This is a genomic window from Paenibacillus sp. 2KB_20, assembly GCF_052115765.1.
Classification (GTDB): Bacteria; Bacillota; Bacilli; order Paenibacillales; family Paenibacillaceae; genus Paenibacillus_AQ.
Genome location: NZ_JBFRHH010000018.1, coordinates 46,567 through 62,813, shown reverse-complemented (window position 1 = coordinate 62,813; position 16,247 = coordinate 46,567). Strand labels below are relative to the sequence as shown.

At 48.7% G+C, this 16,247-nt stretch carries 16 protein-coding genes; 13 read left to right on the top strand and 3 right to left on the bottom strand.

Annotation, left to right across the window (positions count from 1 at the left end; genetic code table 11):
* Window positions 1–169: 169 nt before the first annotated feature.
* From AB4124_RS30490 to AB4124_RS30480, 3 genes are all read right to left on the bottom strand, one after another.
* The gene (locus AB4124_RS30490) at window positions 170–655 is read right to left on the bottom strand and encodes a hypothetical protein (RefSeq protein ID WP_441975158.1); all 486 of its coding nucleotides are present in this window, start codon (window positions 653–655) and stop codon (window positions 170–172) included.
* Window positions 656–755: 100 nt separating this feature from the next.
* Window positions 756–1,406, bottom strand: coding sequence for a hypothetical protein (locus AB4124_RS30485; protein ID WP_441975157.1), 651 nt, complete (start codon window positions 1,404–1,406; stop codon window positions 756–758).
* Window positions 1,407–1,578: 172 nt separating this feature from the next.
* Window positions 1,579–2,466, bottom strand: coding sequence for a helix-turn-helix domain-containing protein (locus AB4124_RS30480; protein ID WP_441975156.1), 888 nt, complete (start codon window positions 2,464–2,466; stop codon window positions 1,579–1,581).
* Between the two features lie 123 nt (window positions 2,467–2,589).
* Between AB4124_RS30480 and AB4124_RS30475 the strand changes: the two genes are divergently transcribed.
* The 13 genes from AB4124_RS30475 to AB4124_RS30415 all read left to right on the top strand — a co-directional run bounded on the left by AB4124_RS30475 (window position 2,590) and on the right by AB4124_RS30415 (window position 16,199).
* Entirely contained in the window at window positions 2,590–3,372 is a 783-nt protein-coding gene (locus tag AB4124_RS30475; RefSeq protein ID WP_430107425.1) for a phytanoyl-CoA dioxygenase family protein, read from the top strand.
* Between the two features lie 187 nt (window positions 3,373–3,559).
* Window positions 3,560–4,180, top strand: a complete 621-nt coding sequence (locus tag AB4124_RS30470) for a hypothetical protein (protein WP_441975155.1) — start codon at window positions 3,560–3,562, stop codon at window positions 4,178–4,180.
* Complete coding sequence (locus AB4124_RS30465) at window positions 4,074–5,309, top strand: sensor histidine kinase (protein ID WP_441975154.1); 1,236 nt, start codon at window positions 4,074–4,076, stop codon at window positions 5,307–5,309. Before AB4124_RS30470 ends, AB4124_RS30465 begins: the two co-directional genes overlap by 107 nt.
* Window positions 5,294–6,637, top strand: a complete 1,344-nt coding sequence (locus tag AB4124_RS30460) for a response regulator transcription factor (protein WP_441975153.1) — start codon at window positions 5,294–5,296, stop codon at window positions 6,635–6,637. Before AB4124_RS30465 ends, AB4124_RS30460 begins: the two co-directional genes overlap by 16 nt.
* Window positions 6,638–6,756: 119 nt before the next feature.
* Entirely contained in the window at window positions 6,757–8,481 is a 1,725-nt protein-coding gene (locus tag AB4124_RS30455) for an extracellular solute-binding protein (protein WP_441975152.1), read from the top strand.
* Window positions 8,482–8,563: 82 nt separating this feature from the next.
* Window positions 8,564–9,454, top strand: a complete 891-nt coding sequence (locus tag AB4124_RS30450; RefSeq protein WP_441975151.1) for an ABC transporter permease — start codon at window positions 8,564–8,566, stop codon at window positions 9,452–9,454.
* Window positions 9,455–9,474: 20 nt separating this feature from the next.
* The gene (locus AB4124_RS30445) at window positions 9,475–10,362 is read left to right on the top strand and encodes a carbohydrate ABC transporter permease (RefSeq protein ID WP_379409095.1); all 888 of its coding nucleotides are present in this window, start codon (window positions 9,475–9,477) and stop codon (window positions 10,360–10,362) included.
* Window positions 10,363–10,390: 28 nt separating this feature from the next.
* Window positions 10,391–11,677, top strand: a complete 1,287-nt coding sequence (locus AB4124_RS30440) for a Gfo/Idh/MocA family protein (RefSeq protein WP_441975150.1) — start codon at window positions 10,391–10,393, stop codon at window positions 11,675–11,677.
* A gap of 232 nt (window positions 11,678–11,909) precedes the next feature.
* Entirely contained in the window at window positions 11,910–12,410 is a 501-nt protein-coding gene (locus tag AB4124_RS30435; protein ID WP_441975149.1) for a hypothetical protein, read from the top strand.
* A gap of 34 nt (window positions 12,411–12,444) precedes the next feature.
* Window positions 12,445–12,915 carry a hypothetical protein gene (locus AB4124_RS30430; RefSeq protein ID WP_441975148.1) on the top strand — a complete coding sequence of 157 codons (471 nt, stop codon included), beginning with the start codon at window positions 12,445–12,447 and terminating at the stop codon, window positions 12,913–12,915.
* A 206-nt stretch (window positions 12,916–13,121) separates the two neighbouring features.
* Complete coding sequence (locus AB4124_RS30425) at window positions 13,122–14,279, top strand: type III polyketide synthase (protein WP_441975147.1); 1,158 nt, start codon at window positions 13,122–13,124, stop codon at window positions 14,277–14,279.
* Window positions 14,266–14,988 (top strand): methyltransferase domain-containing protein, encoded by a 723-nt coding sequence (locus tag AB4124_RS30420; RefSeq protein ID WP_441975146.1) that lies wholly within the window; start codon window positions 14,266–14,268, stop codon window positions 14,986–14,988. The genes AB4124_RS30425 and AB4124_RS30420 overlap by 14 nt, the downstream gene beginning before the upstream one ends.
* A 59-nt stretch (window positions 14,989–15,047) precedes the next feature.
* The gene (locus AB4124_RS30415) at window positions 15,048–16,199 is read left to right on the top strand and encodes an NAD(P)/FAD-dependent oxidoreductase (RefSeq protein WP_441975145.1); all 1,152 of its coding nucleotides are present in this window, start codon (window positions 15,048–15,050) and stop codon (window positions 16,197–16,199) included.
* Window positions 16,200–16,247: the final 48 nt, after the last annotated feature.

Sequence of the window (16,247 nt, the reverse complement as noted above, 5' to 3'; positions counted from 1 at the left end):
AACTAGAAAGCAGTAGGGGGTTCGTGTTTTCGGTTTTAGCTAACCGCTGATACTGAAAGAGAAATGAGATATGCAGTAATGATGCGTAAAAAAACCGTAGAGCCAGCACACAACGAAGTGGTTGGCTCTACGGGGGTGGAAGGTGTTGCTGCAGATTATGTATTTTTCGTTATAACCAATCCTCGTATTTCTCCATCGTAAATTCGCCTTCCAGCTCCAACCGGGTATCCGGTTTACTGCCGTCATAATAGTCGACGTCCATCGTTGATCCGGTCCAATATACGTAAAATACGCCATTTCCTCTATACTCGATACGCCCCCGGTTATCATTCACCTCCTGGTGTTCAAAATAATACAGTCTTGCATCCAGGCTTCTGGAGTTTTCGTTATAACCATGGGCTATCGCAAATTCCAGCGGTGCAAACCCATCTAGTTTTAACGTATCTAGATAAATCGTAAGCTCCGCGTCCGGATTGTTCAGTAATTCATCCGAATCCGGTAAATACTGGAGCGGCTCGGAATCCGTCTCCGTCTCAAACCAGAGCATGATTTGCGGCCGTTCATTGACTTGGGTTCGGGTGGCATAGGCTTTGGATTCGGCCAAAGCGTGTTTTTCGGTTCCGTTATAACGGATTAAAGTTAAAGTCCCTGTCATGCTAATCTCCTTATCTATTTTTCCTTAAGCATATTGAACCCTTGCACCTACCGGTTTCATGCCTTGTATCGTTACGGTCTAATTGGCCGTCCAGACATCTTTACTGAAGCGATAAATATTCCAGCAGGGCATCCATTTGCTCGCTTCCCAAAAGATCAGTCAGTGATGGCATCACATGGGCGAGAAAATCCGGTTTTGTCTCATAGGTTTCTTCGTCGCTGGTTTCACCCTGGAAAAGCCGAGCTCCTTCAATGAGAATGGACAGCGCGTGAAAGCAATCCGCATGCGAATTCGCGACCAGTTTAGGCTCGCCACCTTCGAATGCGGCGTATACGGGTGAACCACTGGCTTGGACGTCTACAATCAGCGGATCATCATTCACATTGGCAATCACGACATGATGAGCTGGCCAAATGCTCGATTCTACGGTTTCACCCTCGTCGCTAATCCAGCGATAGCCCATTTGCTGCCGGACCAGATGCTCAGGAGACACAAAGTAGATGACAGCCGATTCTCCGATCTCAACCGCCGCGTTCTTCATTTTATGGGTTCCTTCGGCCTTAGCGTCAACCATTTCATAATGGCTGTATAGATAACTAAGCTCAGGAGACAGTGTTATGCGCTCATCTACAGTCGGCAGTTGAACTTCGGACCGCTGTCGTATTTCATGATCGGTGAAGAGCCCGAAATCTTGATTATATAAATCCTGTTGTTCTATGAATCTAGTTAAAGCCGCTTCCAGTTCCAGCATTTATTTCATCCCTTCCAGCATATTAACCGAATTATAACATGCCAAGTCACCGGGGTTAAGCATGGGGAATTCAAACTCAGGAGGTAAACCCGAACTTCAAAGCGGTGATGGATTGGCTTGGCATAACGGTTCCCGTAGGAAATATCTATGAGCGGTAACATTGGTCCAGAGATCATTCCTGATGATCGGCCTCAAAGGCCCATTTCGCTCGATAAGCGGCAGGGGGAATACCTTTGAACTTGGTGAACAGCCTTGTGAAGTAATGAACGGATGAGAACCCGGTTCGCTCTGCAATCACCTTGATGGGATCACGGGTGTGCTGGAGCATTAACTCGGCTGCCCGGATTCGTTCGGTGCGAACCATGGAGGAAAAGGATTCATGAATACTCTCCGCAAACAATCGGGATAATTGCCGCTCGGACACATTCAGGTAAGCCGCCACTTCGGGTAGTGACACAGGCCCGCCGAGGTTGTCTCTTATGTACAACTTTGCCTTTTGAACGAGTTGTAACGCGGAGGATAAGAGTGGAGCGCTTTCGAAACTGCCGGAAGCCCCGAACAGGCTTGGAAAGGATTTCAGGAGTACATGTGCTAGCTTCGGCAAAAGCGATGCAGGCAGCGATGTGTCGGCTTCCGAGCGCAGCAGCATGGATTTCCATATTTGAATGGCAGGCGAATCGCAGGCGTGCTCGGTCCAAACGGCACATCGCTGAAGAGCCTCGATGTATTTCACCGTTACTTCTTGGGCAGACGGTCTCTCCATTGGTTCAAACGCGACGAATAACAGATTTAGACCGTCTACGTCTTTGATCTGATGCAACTGGCCTGGGATTGTACAGAAGGCTACCCCTTCATATAAGGGATACATCTGATTGCCGTCCGTATATATGCCGGTTCCGCCGTCCACATAACAAATCTCATAGAATGAATGCCGATGTATGGAATTGGCCGTCAAATGCTGGATGGTCCCCCAATAATGGACAAGGAACGAGAGGCTTTCGCCTTCAAGCCGTCCAGCATAACGATTAAGGCGTTCCTCGCTTTTGCTCCAATGGTACAAGTCATTAACAGCTCCTTTGGCGTAATTTTGCAAAACGTCGTCATTCCCGTGCAAATACGATTTCGCTCGCCCTTACTATAATGAACTTAGATAAACCATAACATATTGAGAGGGTGCATGGTGATGATGGACGAAAAGGATGTGCAATTTTACAAAGACAATGGGTACCTGCTGGTCCGAGGTGTTTATAATCAACAGGAAGTAGCGGATATGAGAGCGGCGGTTGATGGGATCATCCAAAGGGCGGCACGAGCCAAATTGGATCAAAACCATGCCTGGCAAGGCGACTTCCTGCCGCCTGAGCAGCTTAAGAAGCTGGTTCTGAAAGGCTTTCACGATGTGCACTACCATGATGCCGCGTTCATGAGAGCCGCAATCCATCCCCGAATGACAGAAGTGTTGAACGGAATCATCGGTCCGAACGTGCAACTGCATCACTCGAAAATGCTGGTGAAGCCTCCTGCTAACGGGGCCGCGTTTCCCATGCATCAAGATTATCCATATTTCCCTCATCGCGATCACACCATGTTAGCCGCCAGCGTTCATCTGGACGATGCCGATATGGAGAACGGCTGCCTATGCGTTGTGCCAGGATCCCATAAACAGGGCGTTTTGCCGCATATCGGCGCTTATTATTTGAACCACAAAGAGTATCCCTTATCCTCGGGAACCCCATGCCCGGCCAAGGCGGGCGATGTGCTTTTCTTTAATTACCTGACCATACATGGCTCGGACGTGAACCGGAGCGACCGTACGCGGAGAAACATCCTGTTCCAATATCGTGACGCTGCGGATGTGCCTACCGCGGATGTTCATTTCGATTGGGGAATGGGCTTAATGGTAAGCGGAACGAATCCGGATTTCAACAACGTGAAACCAAAATATGAAATTATCCGTTCGAAATGATCACGCAGTCGGATCCCTTGCTGAATTATAAGCCTGACTAAGCCCCTCAGCGGGGCTTTTTTCTATGCCTGGAACTTGTGCCTTGTCATGTTCACACCTAACAATGTAAAAATAATTCGTTGTAATGTCGGCTGACCCCCCTATACTAGATGATATTAGATTGGTTGATACCAAATGGGGGGAAAGCATGAAACTTCAAGCTCCGGGCAAAGCATCGAAATGGTTTGTGTACCAGAAAATCGTCATTGTTTTTATTCTATTATTACTTCCTCTCATCTCGATGAATATTTGGTTGAATTATAAGGGGATGTCCGTTACGAAGGAGTCCCTCTTGAACTCCGCTACGGCTGGCGCATCCTTCTATTCCAAGCAGCTCGATAAAGAGATGTATTTTATTCGGAATTTGCAGCTGCAGCTGCTGAATGACAAGGATCTGCAGAAGCTGAGCTTTCGGGGCAGTATGCTTGAGGACTATGGCGAGGTGGAGCTGATTGATCAGGTCAGAGATCGGCTAGCAACCCTCATGGTTTCCAGCGAGTACATCGTGAACGCCGGGGTTTACGTGAAGGATATCGGGAAAACGATCTCGACCACAACGGGCGTGACCAATACGCCGAATAAGGAAATGGAACTGATCTCCTCCATGATGACGGTTATGCCCAAGCCTTCTTTTTATAGAAGTGGCGACCGGATTTTTCTGATTGAAACCGAAAACAACGGCGGCATGTGGTCCCCGATCCAAGCTGCTGGGGGCTTTAAGCGAAATCGCCAAGCTGTATCCGGAATCCGAAGTATTACTCGGGAGTAAAGAAGGGGGGACCATATTAACGACAGCTCTGCGGGCCGATGAGTCATCCGAGATTTTGAGCCATATTCTGGACAATCCCAGCCCGGAGCAAAGTGTGCCGGGGACGGGGGAGCTGAATGGTGTAGACTATTTTATCATCGAGAATGAAGTTAGCGCGCTGGATCTGTCCTTGGTCATGTATGTGAACCAGAATGAAATCACGCGGCCTTTAAGCCAATTCATTACATGGTTTTATACGTTGTTTATTCTGGCGGTGATCGTCATGGTGCTTTATTCGTTCTCTGTCAATCTGATGATCCACAGGCCACTGTCAAAGCTTGTTAAAGCCTTTCATATGATCGAAACCGATAATTTGAATATTATGATCGAGTCCAGAAGCAAAGATGAGTTTCATTACGTATTTAACGGGTTCAACAGGATGGCGTTTAAGCTCAAACATTCGATTGAGGAAAACTATGAGCAAAAAATAGCACTTCAGCACTCGCAGCTGAAGCAGCTGCAGTCTCAGATCAATCCGCATTTTCTATATAACAGCTTTTTTAATATTTATATGATGTGCAAGGTTGGAGACTCGGATAGCGCGGCGGAGCTCTCGCAAAAGCTGGGAAGCTACTATCAATACATCACGAGAAGCGGCTCCGACGAGGTGCCTTTCTATAAGGAATACAAGCATGCACTGGATTACTGCGACATTCAAGGTATCCGCTTCTCGAACCGGATTGCATATGAGCATAAGGAAATTTCGGACATCCCGCCGTCCATAACCGTTCCGAGACTCATCATACAGCCTATCGTCGAGAATGCGTTTGAGCACGCGTTCGAAGACGGTATGGAGGAGGGGAAATTATATATCAGCAGCGATTACCGGGAAGGCAAATTGCGTGTCACGGTGGAGGATAACGGGAAGCTGCTAACGAATGAGATGCTGCAGTGTTTGCAGGACAGGCTGGCTATGGATTCGAAGCATATTGAAAAAACAGGATTGATCAACGTGAACAACCGGCTTCAGCTTAAATATGGGCTTGGAAGCGGATTATTCATCTCACGCAGCGCCTATGGCGGATTAAAGGTGGATCTAATCATTATCATCGATGGGATAGAGGAGGCATCATCATGTACAGACTGTTGATCGTGGACGACGAACCTGTCATCGTTAACGGCTTGGTTCAGCTTTTTCAGGAGCAAACGCTATTGGAACTGGATGTATGCAAAGCTTATTCCGCCAAAGAAGCGCTAGAGAATGCCCGGAGAGTGAAGCTGGACATCCTGGTCAGCGATATACGAATGCCCCAAAAGAACGGGCTGCAGCTGATTGATGAAATTACATACTATTGGCCGCATTGCCGAATCATTTTCCTGACCGGCTATAGTGAATTTGATTACGTGCATGAAGCACTGCGCAAAAACGTGGATAACTACATCCTGAAGACCGAAGGAATCGATCCGATTTTCCAAGCTGTTCAAGTGGCTTCTTCTAAACTTGATGAGGAAAACCGTCGCAGAATCCAGGCGGAAAAGGCAAAGGTGCATTTTCAAATCGCCGAACCTCTGCTGAAACGGGAGCTGATACGAAAGGTATTGAATGGAGAAGCCGCCCGTTCTCTGCTGTCCGAGTCCCGTTATGAAGAAGTGGAGTTCTGCATCGATGTAGACCAGCCGGCATTCTTTATCTTGGGAAGGATCGACGGTGCGTCGGAGACGAAAACAAAGGATGTGGCGCAAGCTGTTCAGATGACGTTTATCAACGATTTGCCCAATTCATTTGCATGTGAGCATGCTATTCTGGACGATGCCTTACAGGTATGGCTGCTGCAGCCGGACGTGGAGCTTCGGGATCGTTTTCGCGGTGATGCGCAGGAAAATGAGCTTCATTGGCATGGGGTTATGTCTTATATGAGAGGCATCCTGGAGCTGGTTCAGAATGAATGCGAAGAACTGCTCGGCGTTTATGTTTCTTTCGGGATCTCGGGCAATCTGCATGATAAGTGGTATACCTCGGGGCAGCAGCTTGATATTTTACGATCCATGCTGCAGAGCAGGGCTGCGCTTGGTCAAAATATGGTTATTGTGAACATCGAAAAGGCTAAAGAGTTTGAGGAAACGAACCAAGATTATGACCGCTTCAAGCAGGATGACATGAAATTCGACGTGATCGACCGGATCCATAAATATATCATGGAGCATTTATCCGGGGATGTCTCCTTGACCGCCATTGCGGAGGAGGTCCATTTTAACCCTTCCTATCTTTCGCGCTACTACAAGCAGCTGACAGGACACAACCTGCTGGAGTATATCCAGGCGAAGAAGCTGGAGGGGGCGCTCCATCTGATGTTGCATACGAATATGAAATTGCAGGAGATTGCCACCCGGCTCGGATTCGAATCTCCTTCGTATTTCACTACATTTTTCAAGAAAAAGATGGGGGTTTCCCCTCAGGAATACCGAAATACCCAATAAGTAAAAAAAGTGAAAGCGATGTAAAAAACTTAAAATTGATAGCGCTTTCGGGCGGAATCTATAATGAGACGTAAGCAGCACAGATATGAAGATTACGCCAGATAAAGGGGGACGCAATCATGAGATGGATCAAGCTAGCGAAGATGATGTTGATTAGCACGATGACGCTTTCGGTAATGGCTGCATGCTCGAATCAGGTAAAAGAATCTGAAGGGACGCCGGCCAAATCCTCTTCCGAGGATGCAAAAACCAATACCGCACCACCCGAACCTCTCGGCAAATATCCTGAAACGGTGACGGTCACGCAAGTGCTCGGCTACAATCCGCCGGAGGACCCGCGGACGCCTCAAGGGATTACACCTGAACAGAATGCTTACTTTAAAGATCTCAAAGACATGCTGAACATTGAGGTTCAGTACAAATGGACGGTGCCTTCGAGCCAGTTCGAACAGAAGTTTTCGTTAGCCATGGCTTCGGCGGATCTGCCGGATATTATGGAACTGGACCAGAAGAACTTCGAGAAGTTGAAGAAACAGGGGATGCTAGCCGATCTTACCCAGGCTTACAACGACTATGCTTCACCGGCACTGAAAAAATACATGGAGTCTGACGGCGGCTTTGCGATGAAGACGTTTACGTCGGAAGGAAAACTGCTCGCGATTCCCGGATTTGAGGATCCTTTCCTGTCTACCCAGCTGCTCTGGATCCGCAAAGACTGGCTCGACAACCTGAATTTGCAGCCGCCGCAAACCATGGATGAGCTGGAACAGGTTGCAAGGGCCTTCGTGCAGCAGGATCCGGACCAAAACGGTAAAAATGACACATACGGTATCGCGATGCAGAAGAATCTGTTCTTCTGGGGATTTGACCTTAGAGGTTTCTTCAATGGATTTGGCGCATATCCGTCCATCGGAGACAACCAGTCGGCCTGGATTAAGGATGACAGCGGCAAGCTTGTACCTGGACTCATTCAGCCGGAAGTAAAGACCGCGCTGGGCAAGCTGCAGTCCTGGTACAAGGAGGGGATTATGGATAAGGAATTTGCCTTGAAGGACGAGAACAAGTCCGTTGAAGATATTACCGCGGGCAAGGTCGGCATTTCCTACGGCGAATGGTGGTATCCGAACTGGCCATTGAATCTCAATGTCGATAAAGATCCAAAGGCAGAATGGATTGCCCTTCAAATTCCTGGGCTGGATGGACCCGGGAAATCCATGGTACCTAAGATTCGCAGCAACAAACTCGTGGTCGTGAACAAAAAAATGAAGAATCCGGAAGCCGCGATTAAGATGATCAACTTCTACATTGAGGTGGGCAACAAAAAGTACATGGATCAGAATAAAGCGGAAAAAGGATATGTATACAATTGGTTCAACCCACGGATTTATAATCCGGCCCAAATCGACACGATCTATACGGAAGTTAACAAAGCGCTTGACGCGAACCAACCGGAAATTACGCTGGATGACGAGAACTACAAAAATGTGGCGGATGTCTTCAAAGCAACGAAGGATTACCTTGCAGGCAATACCGCAGATGCCTCGAAAGGCGTAAATTGGGGCCAATATTTCAGTCGGGCTGCAAAAGACGGCGGCTGGGGAACGACGCGGCAAATCAAAGAGAGTCAGGCTTATGTGAATAATGAATACTATGGCCTTCCCACGGCAACTCAAGTGGAGAAGGGATCCCAGCTCGATAAACTGATGCAGGAAACCTTCACCAAGATCGTCATGGGGGCTTCGCTGGATGAATTCGATAAATTCGTTCAGAGCTGGAAGTCGCTTGGCGGCGATCAGATTACGCAAGAGGTCAACGATTGGTACGACCAGCAGAGTGCCAAATAATCTTTGAATGATAGAACGGGAGGATGAGCCTTGATGAAGTCGGCAGAATCCTCCCGTTTTAAATGGACGGGGAGGTTCATCTGTGAGAACGCTAAAAAAAGAATATCTGCTGCATTTGATGTTGCTGCCTGGTGTTATCGTCACGTTGATTTATGCTTATGGGCCTATGGCTGGCCTAGTGATGGCTTTTCAACAGTTTGAGCCGCTGGCCGGGTTCTTCCACTCGGATTTCGTTGGCTTTGATAATTTTCGGTATATATTTGAACTGCCTGATTTCAAGCAAGTACTGTGGAACACCATTGTCATTTCCGTATTTAAAATGATTTTGTTTTTACTTGTGCCTCTGATTCTGGCACTGCTTCTCAACGAAGTCACCCGAAGATGGTTCTCGCGTTTTATCCAATCCGCCATCTTCCTGCCTTTCTTTCTGTCCTGGACGGTGCTTGGCGGCGTCATCATCGAATTATTCTCTTTGAATGGTCCGGTGAACGGCTTGCTGGGTGCACTGGATATGGAGCCGATCATGTTTATGCTGGATAACCACTGGTTCCGTGGGATCATCATCGGTTCAGATGTATGGAAAGGGATGGGCTATAACATGATTGTTATGCTCGCAGCCATAACAGGAATCCATGCAACGCTGTATGAAGCTGCAGAAGTAGACGGAGCGGGAAGATGGAAACAGATGATTCACATTACGCTCCCGGGCATGGCACCGATTCTCATCCTGCTGGGTGTATTAAGTCTTGGCGGCATTCTCAACGCCGGTTTCGAACAGATTCTGATTATGTACAACCCGACGGTTTATGAAGGGGCGGATATTATCGATACCTTCGTCTATAGGCTCGGAATGTTCAGTCAGCAATTCGGACCTGCCGCCGCAGTCGGCTTCTTTAAATCCGTCATCTCTCTGGCTCTCGTGGCCGTGACGTACTATGCGGCTTATAAATATAACAATTATCGGATCTTTTAGGCTGGAGTGGAGGTAGGAAAATGCACAAACCAACGATCAGCAGAAGGCTGTTTGTAATCATGAATACGCTGGTTCTAACCGCAATCACCTTGCTCGGTATCATTCCGTTCATTCATTTGCTCTCGATTTCGTTAAGTTCGAATACAGCGGCGATGGCGGGGGAAGTGAGACTCTGGCCTGTAGGCTTTAACCTGGATGCTTACCGATACTTGGGCGAAAAGGTCGAGTTTTTCCGATCATTTCGTGTCTCACTAACCCGGGTCGTATTAGGGACAGCAGTAAATATGTTTCTAGTATTCATCACCGCGTATCCCTTATCGAAATCCAATCATCAATTTAAATTTCGAACACCGTACGTGTGGTTTTTTGCCATTACGATGTTTTTCGGCGGAGGCTTGATTCCCACTTACATGATCGTGAAGAATACCGGCTTGATTGACTCCGTATGGGCTCTGATTCTGCCTGGGGCACTCAATGTATGGAACATGGTCCTGATGTTGAACTTCTTCAGAACGATTCCGAAGGAGCTGGAGGAGGCGGCAACGATTGACGGAGCTGGACACTGGAGAATATTATGGCGTATCTACCTGCCGGTATCCCTGCCGTCCATTGCAACGATCGGCCTGTTTACCATCGTGGGACACTGGAATGCCTGGTTCGACGGCATTTTGTACTTGAACTCACCAGATAAATATCCGCTGCAAACCTATTTGTCCACGCTCATCATGTCAATCAATTCACAAATGACATCGATATCGATCGAGCAGATCAAGGCCATGGAGAATTTGAGCGAGAAAACGCTCCGCACTGCCCAAATCTTCATGGGAGCGCTGCCGATCATGGTCGTGTATCCGTTCCTGCAGAAGTATTTCGTTAAAGGGATGACGGTTGGAAGCGTCAAAGAATAAGTGCTTACAAAAAAAGGAGAAGAGTTGGATGAATAAGGTTAAGGTTGCCCTTATCGGAGCAGGACTGCGAGGCATCAATTATATGGAATATGCCCTGATGCACCCTCATGAGCTTGAGGTGGTTGCCGTTGCGGAACCGAATCAGCAGCGGAGGGAACAGTTTAAAGCTAGGCATGGCCTTGAAGATGCAGCGTGCTTCGAGCATTGGAATGATTTCTTTGCAGGGCCCAAACTCGCGGACGCGGTACTGATATGCACCCAGGATAAGCAGCACTTTGAGCCGACGATGCGGGCGCTTGAAGCCGGTTACCATGTGCTGCTGGAGAAGCCGATGTCACCGGATCCCGAAGAGTGCATCAAGATGGGTGAGATGGCTTCGCAGGCCGGACTGGTGTTTTCGATCTGTCACGTGCTGCGGTATACGCCGTTTTTCACGACTTTAAAGGAACTGCTGGAGCGTGAGACCATTGGCCAATTGATGTCCATCCAGCATAACGAGAACGTGGGCTATTGGCATCAGGCACACAGCTTTGTGCGGGGGAATTGGCGTCGTAAGGAAGATTCCAGTCCGATGATTCTCGCCAAGTCGTGTCATGATCTCGACATTTTGCTTTGGCTTGCCGATTCCGATTGCCTACGGGTATCCTCTTTCGGCTCGTTAAGCCATTTTACGGCTGAACAAGCACCGGAAGGCGCACCTAAACGCTGTTTGGACGGATGCCCGGTCTCGGATCAGTGCCTCTATTATGCGCCTGATCTATATTTGACAGAGGATATGAATTGGCCAACGTCGGCGATCAGTGATGATATGAGTTATGAAGCCCGTTATAAGGCATTGCTGGAGGGGCCATATGGCCGCTGCGTATATCATTGCGATAATGATGTTGTGGACCATCAGGTCGTCAATTTGGAATTTGCCAATAACGTAACGGTTGCGTTTACGATGAGTGCGTTTACGCGAGATGTCAGCCGCACGATCAAGCTGATGGGAACCCGTGGGGAAATCCGTGGTGCCATGGAGAAAAACGAAATTGAGATCATTCACTTTGGCAGCGGCAAGATCGAGCGAATATCTTTTGCGGATAGGGGCGGGCATGTCGGGCACGGAGGCGGTGATATGGGCCTGATCAAGGATTTCCTGAGGCTGGTGCAGACAGGGGGAAACCATCAAGGACTTACTTCGGCTAGTCGTTCCGTTCAAAGTCATCTCATGGCGTTTGCCGCTGAGCAGTCGAGAGTGGATGGAAAGGTCATCTCGATAAAGGAATTTGAGCATCAGTTCAGGGCGCAAGTAAAAACGATGCTCGGAAAATAATGTGTAGAACGCAAGCCTGATTGCTGTTGCAATCGGGCTTGTATTGTATTCTAGTGCACAACGCCAAGTGGTTGTCTATGGTAAAATAAACCTAGCGCTTGATAATGGAACAAATAGATCGGCAGGAATTTGAATCATGAAGGAGCACTCCGTAAAGGACACAACGCGAGCCGCTTCCGAAATGTAGGAGTTGACGATTATAAAATATCTAAAAGATGTTCAGGAGCCGGGGATGGGAACCTGGTACTTTGAAATTGATAACTATGGCACGGCTTATAGGCAGATCGTGGTTAATGAGAACGGCAGCTGCATTACATCCAACCGGAAACACGATACCTCTCATTTCATGCTGGCGGAGCACCCTCTTAATCCAGAGGAACCTTATTATACCGAAATCAGTCAAGCGGAATTCGAGGAGCTTTGGATGGAACAGCTGGAGGCTGATATGGAGGTATGGCATCGGACTCAACGTTTATTTCCAGTCGGCGCTAAAGTGGAAGGATTCATCGAGGCCTTTTTTCCGCAAGGCACATTAATTAACTTGTTGGAACCGGGGGCCGTAGGCTTGACGGACACGTTCGCTCTGAAATCGCGCGCCCCTGCTGAATGGATGTACCCTCGTTATCGGGTCATTGCCGAGGTATCCGGTTACGATGAAGTAAACCAATGGGTCCTTCTTGCCGATGCAGAAATTCCGAGAAGTCAGTTTAATGAAGGTGAACTTGGCGAGTAGGAAGGAGTATAGGATGATCGAAAGGAGTGTTTGAATGATGTGCAGTAGCAGTTGGACTGCAGGTGAGCTTGTTGTTAATGGAGAACGGGCCATTCACCCCGGTTTAACCGAAGATCCATTATGTGCATCCAAACTTTATACCCTGTATTTTCACTCTGCCCGCTCCATGGGGAATGGCTATGAGTGGTTTTATTTTAACGAGGTTCCGTTGATGGATGAATCGGTATTTGTGTCCATATGCTTTCATGCAGGTAAGCTCTATGCGGTAGAATTGTCCGTTCAGGGGGAGCAATTTCCGACTTCGTGGGATAACTGGACCGTGGAAGGCGAGCGGAGAAGGTACGAGAAGCATAGGAACATGCTTGAGAGGGCTTTATGTTTAATGCCTAACTATGAGCAGGAACGTCCTTATCCATATGTGGAATACCAGATGGAATGGGGGAATATCACATCCTATCAGGATCCGCGTTCAGGATCAACGGCCATCACGTTTTCTTTTACGTGATGTGATAATAATAGTTAGCCCAGGAAACCACGTTCATCGTGGTTTTTTTTTGCGACTACGGACATGCGGATTAGGCCTTCGGTGTGAATTGGATATAATTTGCTAAGTTCGGGTTATCCTAATCTCAAAAGTAAGTCTTAGGACGAATTCAAAATACCCAGGAAAGGGTAATCATGTATAATTCCAAGACGATACAGGAGGTTAGCATGAAACATACAAACGGTATGTCCGATGTTGCGATTCTCGGGATGGGGACGGCATTGCCGGCACATTCGGTGGCACAGTCGGATATCGCGGAATTAATTGCCTCTACGCTGCAGGATAAACCTGATCTGGCCCGCTTTGCTCGAAGAGTATTTAGATCCTGCGGTGTCGAAACTCGTTATACCTGCGAACCCAATTACCTTGGTCCATTGGAAGAGTGCCGCTATTTGCCTTCTCATGACGAGTCAGACATCCCTACAACCGAGGAACGAATGGATACATACAAACGGGAGGGCCTCCCGCTTGGCATAGAAGCAGCCGGGCAGGCCTTGAAGGATGCAGGTATGTCGCCGGATCAAATCACGCATCTCATTACGGTCAGCTGCACGGGTCAATACCAGCCCGGTATGGATGTACTGTTGATCCGTCATTTGGGGCTTTCTCGACGGGTTAATCGCCTGCCATTGATATTCCAGGGATGTGCTGCCGGCCTTAAAGCGATTCAAATGGCGCGGGATGTTGTCATAGGGGCGCCGGGGTCGCAAGTATTGATTGTGTGCGTGGAGCTTTGCACTCTTCATTTTCAACCGGTCAAGGAGAGGGAGGCACTGTTTGCAGCCTCGTTTTTCGGTGATGGAGCCTCATCTTGTGTCATCGGTCATCCGGCAACGGATCATCGGCATTATTTGGAGCTTGGCTCGGGTTATTCGGTCCTGCTGCCGGATTCCACGGAGGATATGACATGGGAGGTAGGCAACACAGGCTTTGATCTTTTTTTATCCCCGCGTATTCCCAAGCTTCTCGGTATTCACCTGGAGGAAGAACTGCGTTTTCTGCTGAAGGGCGATAAGCTGCCGGAATTGTGGGCTATCCATCCTGGCGGACGGGGCATCGTGGATTCGGTGCAGGAAGTCATGGGCCTGACCGATGAACAAACCAAATACAGCCGGGACATCTTAAGAACGGCAGGGAATCTCTCCTCCGTGACCATTTTGTTTGTGCTGAGTGCGATGCGCAAGAAGATGCAAGAGATGAATAAAGCTTCCACGGAAGGGGTAGCCATGGCCTTCGGGCCGGGCCTGACAGCGGAGCTTATGCGCTTTACCTATGTGAAGGCTTATGCGTCATCGGTTAAGGAGCAGGACCATGTCCTTCTTTAGAACCCTGTCCATCCGGGCGGAGGAAGATGAGCTTATGGATGACTTCTCCATGGGAGGAGAAGAGCTGAGCGAAGCGCTAAAGCATTTAAGGCGGCTGAATCGAATCTTTGCTGCACCGGGACCTACCCTGGACGGCGTGGAGAAGCTTTGGAAATCGATTGGCAGCCCGAGGACCCTTAGCATCATGGACGTAGGGGCCGGTTCAGGCGATGTAAACCAGAAGCTGCTGCAATGGTCGAATCAAAGAGGCATCCAGCTGAATATTACCTTGGTCGATATGACGGAAGAAGCATGCGATGAGGCTAGACGACTGTTTCGAAACGAGCCGAGGGTTCAAGTTCGACGTGCCGATGTTAAAGAGTTACCCGATGCATCGGCAGATATTGTGACTGGTTCCCAGTTCATTCATCATTTCCAGGGCGATCAGCTGGTGGACATGGTGACGCATATGCTGCGAACCTCTATTCACGGGGTCGTGATCAATGATATTCATCGGCATCCGGTACCCTACACGGCAGTCTGGCTTACGACGCGCATCATTTCCCGCAATCGTTATATTCGCCATGATGGTCCGTTATCGGTTGCTAAGGGATTTAAAGGGAAGGATTGGAGGGAGTTGAAACAGCAGCTCAATCACGACACCATGACCTATAAATGGAAGTCGTTATTCCGTTATTCCGTTGTTATCCCGAAACATGGGACTCCCTAGTCCTCTACTTGTTAACAAGCCAATGTTCTTCAGGCAAGCTATAAGGCAGGTGGTCATATATGTCAAAGCAAGCGGATGTTATTGTTATCGGAGCTGGTGTAGCCGGTACCAGCTGTGCACTACAGCTTGCAAAGCAAGGGTATCGTACGATATTGCTGGATCGGCAATCATTTCCACGACACAAAACCTGCGGTGAATTCATGTCTCCGGAGACCAAAGAGATGCTGGATTATTTGGGGGTCCATCTATTGGGCGAAGAGATTGAGCCTAGTTCCATGGATCATGCCAAAATCGTGATGTCACACGGCGGTGAAATTACCGCTCCGTTACCGGGACAGGCCACAGGCATCAGCCGCTATGAGCTGGATCGCCTCCTACATGAGAATGTACTGGCCGCGGGAGCGGAAGTTGTCACGGGAACAACCGTGACCGATATTCAGAAGCTCGGTGATCATCGGTATGAAGTCGATGTAAGGCAAGGGAAAGAGCGCGTTCGATATGAGGCAAGGGCCGTCATTGGTGCATACGGTACGAAAAGGCCGCGCGGCGTTTCCCCTGCCGAGGAGTATCGGGATGATACCGTATATGTCGGCGTAAAATCGCATTTTAGCGGCATTACGATACCTTCCCGGGTTGAGCTGTATTTTTGCGAAGGGGGTTATGTCGGAATCTCGCCGATTGAAAATGGGACGGTTAATGTGGCTGCGTTGCTGACCTTGAATTCAGTGCAGGGCAGCGGCAAATCGGTGCCTGAAATTCTCCGAGCCGCTTCACGCACGAACAAAAGGTTGGCCGAACGAATGGCTGAAGGGGAGCCTGTTCCGGGAACCCAGGTATCGATTGCCCCTCTTCGTTTATCCCATACACCGCATCCATGGTCGGAATATCCTCACATCGGCGATGCCATGCTGATGCTCCCACCGCTGTGCGGGGACGGGATGTCGGTTGCTCTTCGGTCCTCGCTGATATGCGCTCGTTGGACCGACTCCTATTTAAAGGGAGAAATAAACTTCGAACATTGGCGAAATCAGTATACACTTGAAGCCAATCGTACTTTTACGGAGCTTCTCAGAAGAGCAAGGAGAATTCAGAACCTGGCTTTCGCCAAAACCAATCGCTTCTATCCAGGCATCGCCCGGATGATTCCAGGATTGGCATCCTATGTCGTAAAAGCTACCCGGTTATCCGCATCGGGTATAGGTTCCAGATAAAAGCCGCAGGATTGCGGCTTTTTTGTATTGTTATTTAACGAACTTCCG

Excerpts from the sequence above, each read along its gene's own strand:
- AB4124_RS30455 (WP_441975152.1), top strand. The coding sequence starts at position 6,757 with ATGAGATGGATCAAGCTAGCGAAGATGATGTTGATTAGCACGATGACG.
- AB4124_RS30485 (WP_441975157.1), bottom strand. The coding sequence starts at position 1,406 with ATGCTGGAACTGGAAGCGGCTTTAACTAGATTCATAGAACAACAGGAT.
- AB4124_RS30490 (WP_441975158.1), bottom strand. The coding sequence starts at position 655 with ATGACAGGGACTTTAACTTTAATCCGTTATAACGGAACCGAAAAACAC.
- AB4124_RS30470 (WP_441975155.1), top strand. The coding sequence starts at position 3,560 with ATGAAACTTCAAGCTCCGGGCAAAGCATCGAAATGGTTTGTGTACCAG.
- AB4124_RS30445 (WP_379409095.1), top strand. The coding sequence starts at position 9,475 with ATGCACAAACCAACGATCAGCAGAAGGCTGTTTGTAATCATGAATACG.
- AB4124_RS30475 (WP_430107425.1), top strand. The coding sequence starts at position 2,590 with ATGATGGACGAAAAGGATGTGCAATTTTACAAAGACAATGGGTACCTG.
- AB4124_RS30420 (WP_441975146.1), top strand. The coding sequence starts at position 14,266 with ATGTCCTTCTTTAGAACCCTGTCCATCCGGGCGGAGGAAGATGAGCTT.
- AB4124_RS30435 (WP_441975149.1), top strand. The coding sequence starts at position 11,910 with ATGGGAACCTGGTACTTTGAAATTGATAACTATGGCACGGCTTATAGG.
- AB4124_RS30460 (WP_441975153.1), top strand. The coding sequence starts at position 5,294 with ATGTACAGACTGTTGATCGTGGACGACGAACCTGTCATCGTTAACGGC.
- AB4124_RS30440 (WP_441975150.1), top strand. The coding sequence starts at position 10,391 with ATGAATAAGGTTAAGGTTGCCCTTATCGGAGCAGGACTGCGAGGCATC.
- AB4124_RS30430 (WP_441975148.1), top strand. The coding sequence starts at position 12,445 with ATGATGTGCAGTAGCAGTTGGACTGCAGGTGAGCTTGTTGTTAATGGA.
- AB4124_RS30415 (WP_441975145.1), top strand. The coding sequence starts at position 15,048 with ATGTCAAAGCAAGCGGATGTTATTGTTATCGGAGCTGGTGTAGCCGGT.
- AB4124_RS30425 (WP_441975147.1), top strand. The coding sequence starts at position 13,122 with ATGAAACATACAAACGGTATGTCCGATGTTGCGATTCTCGGGATGGGG.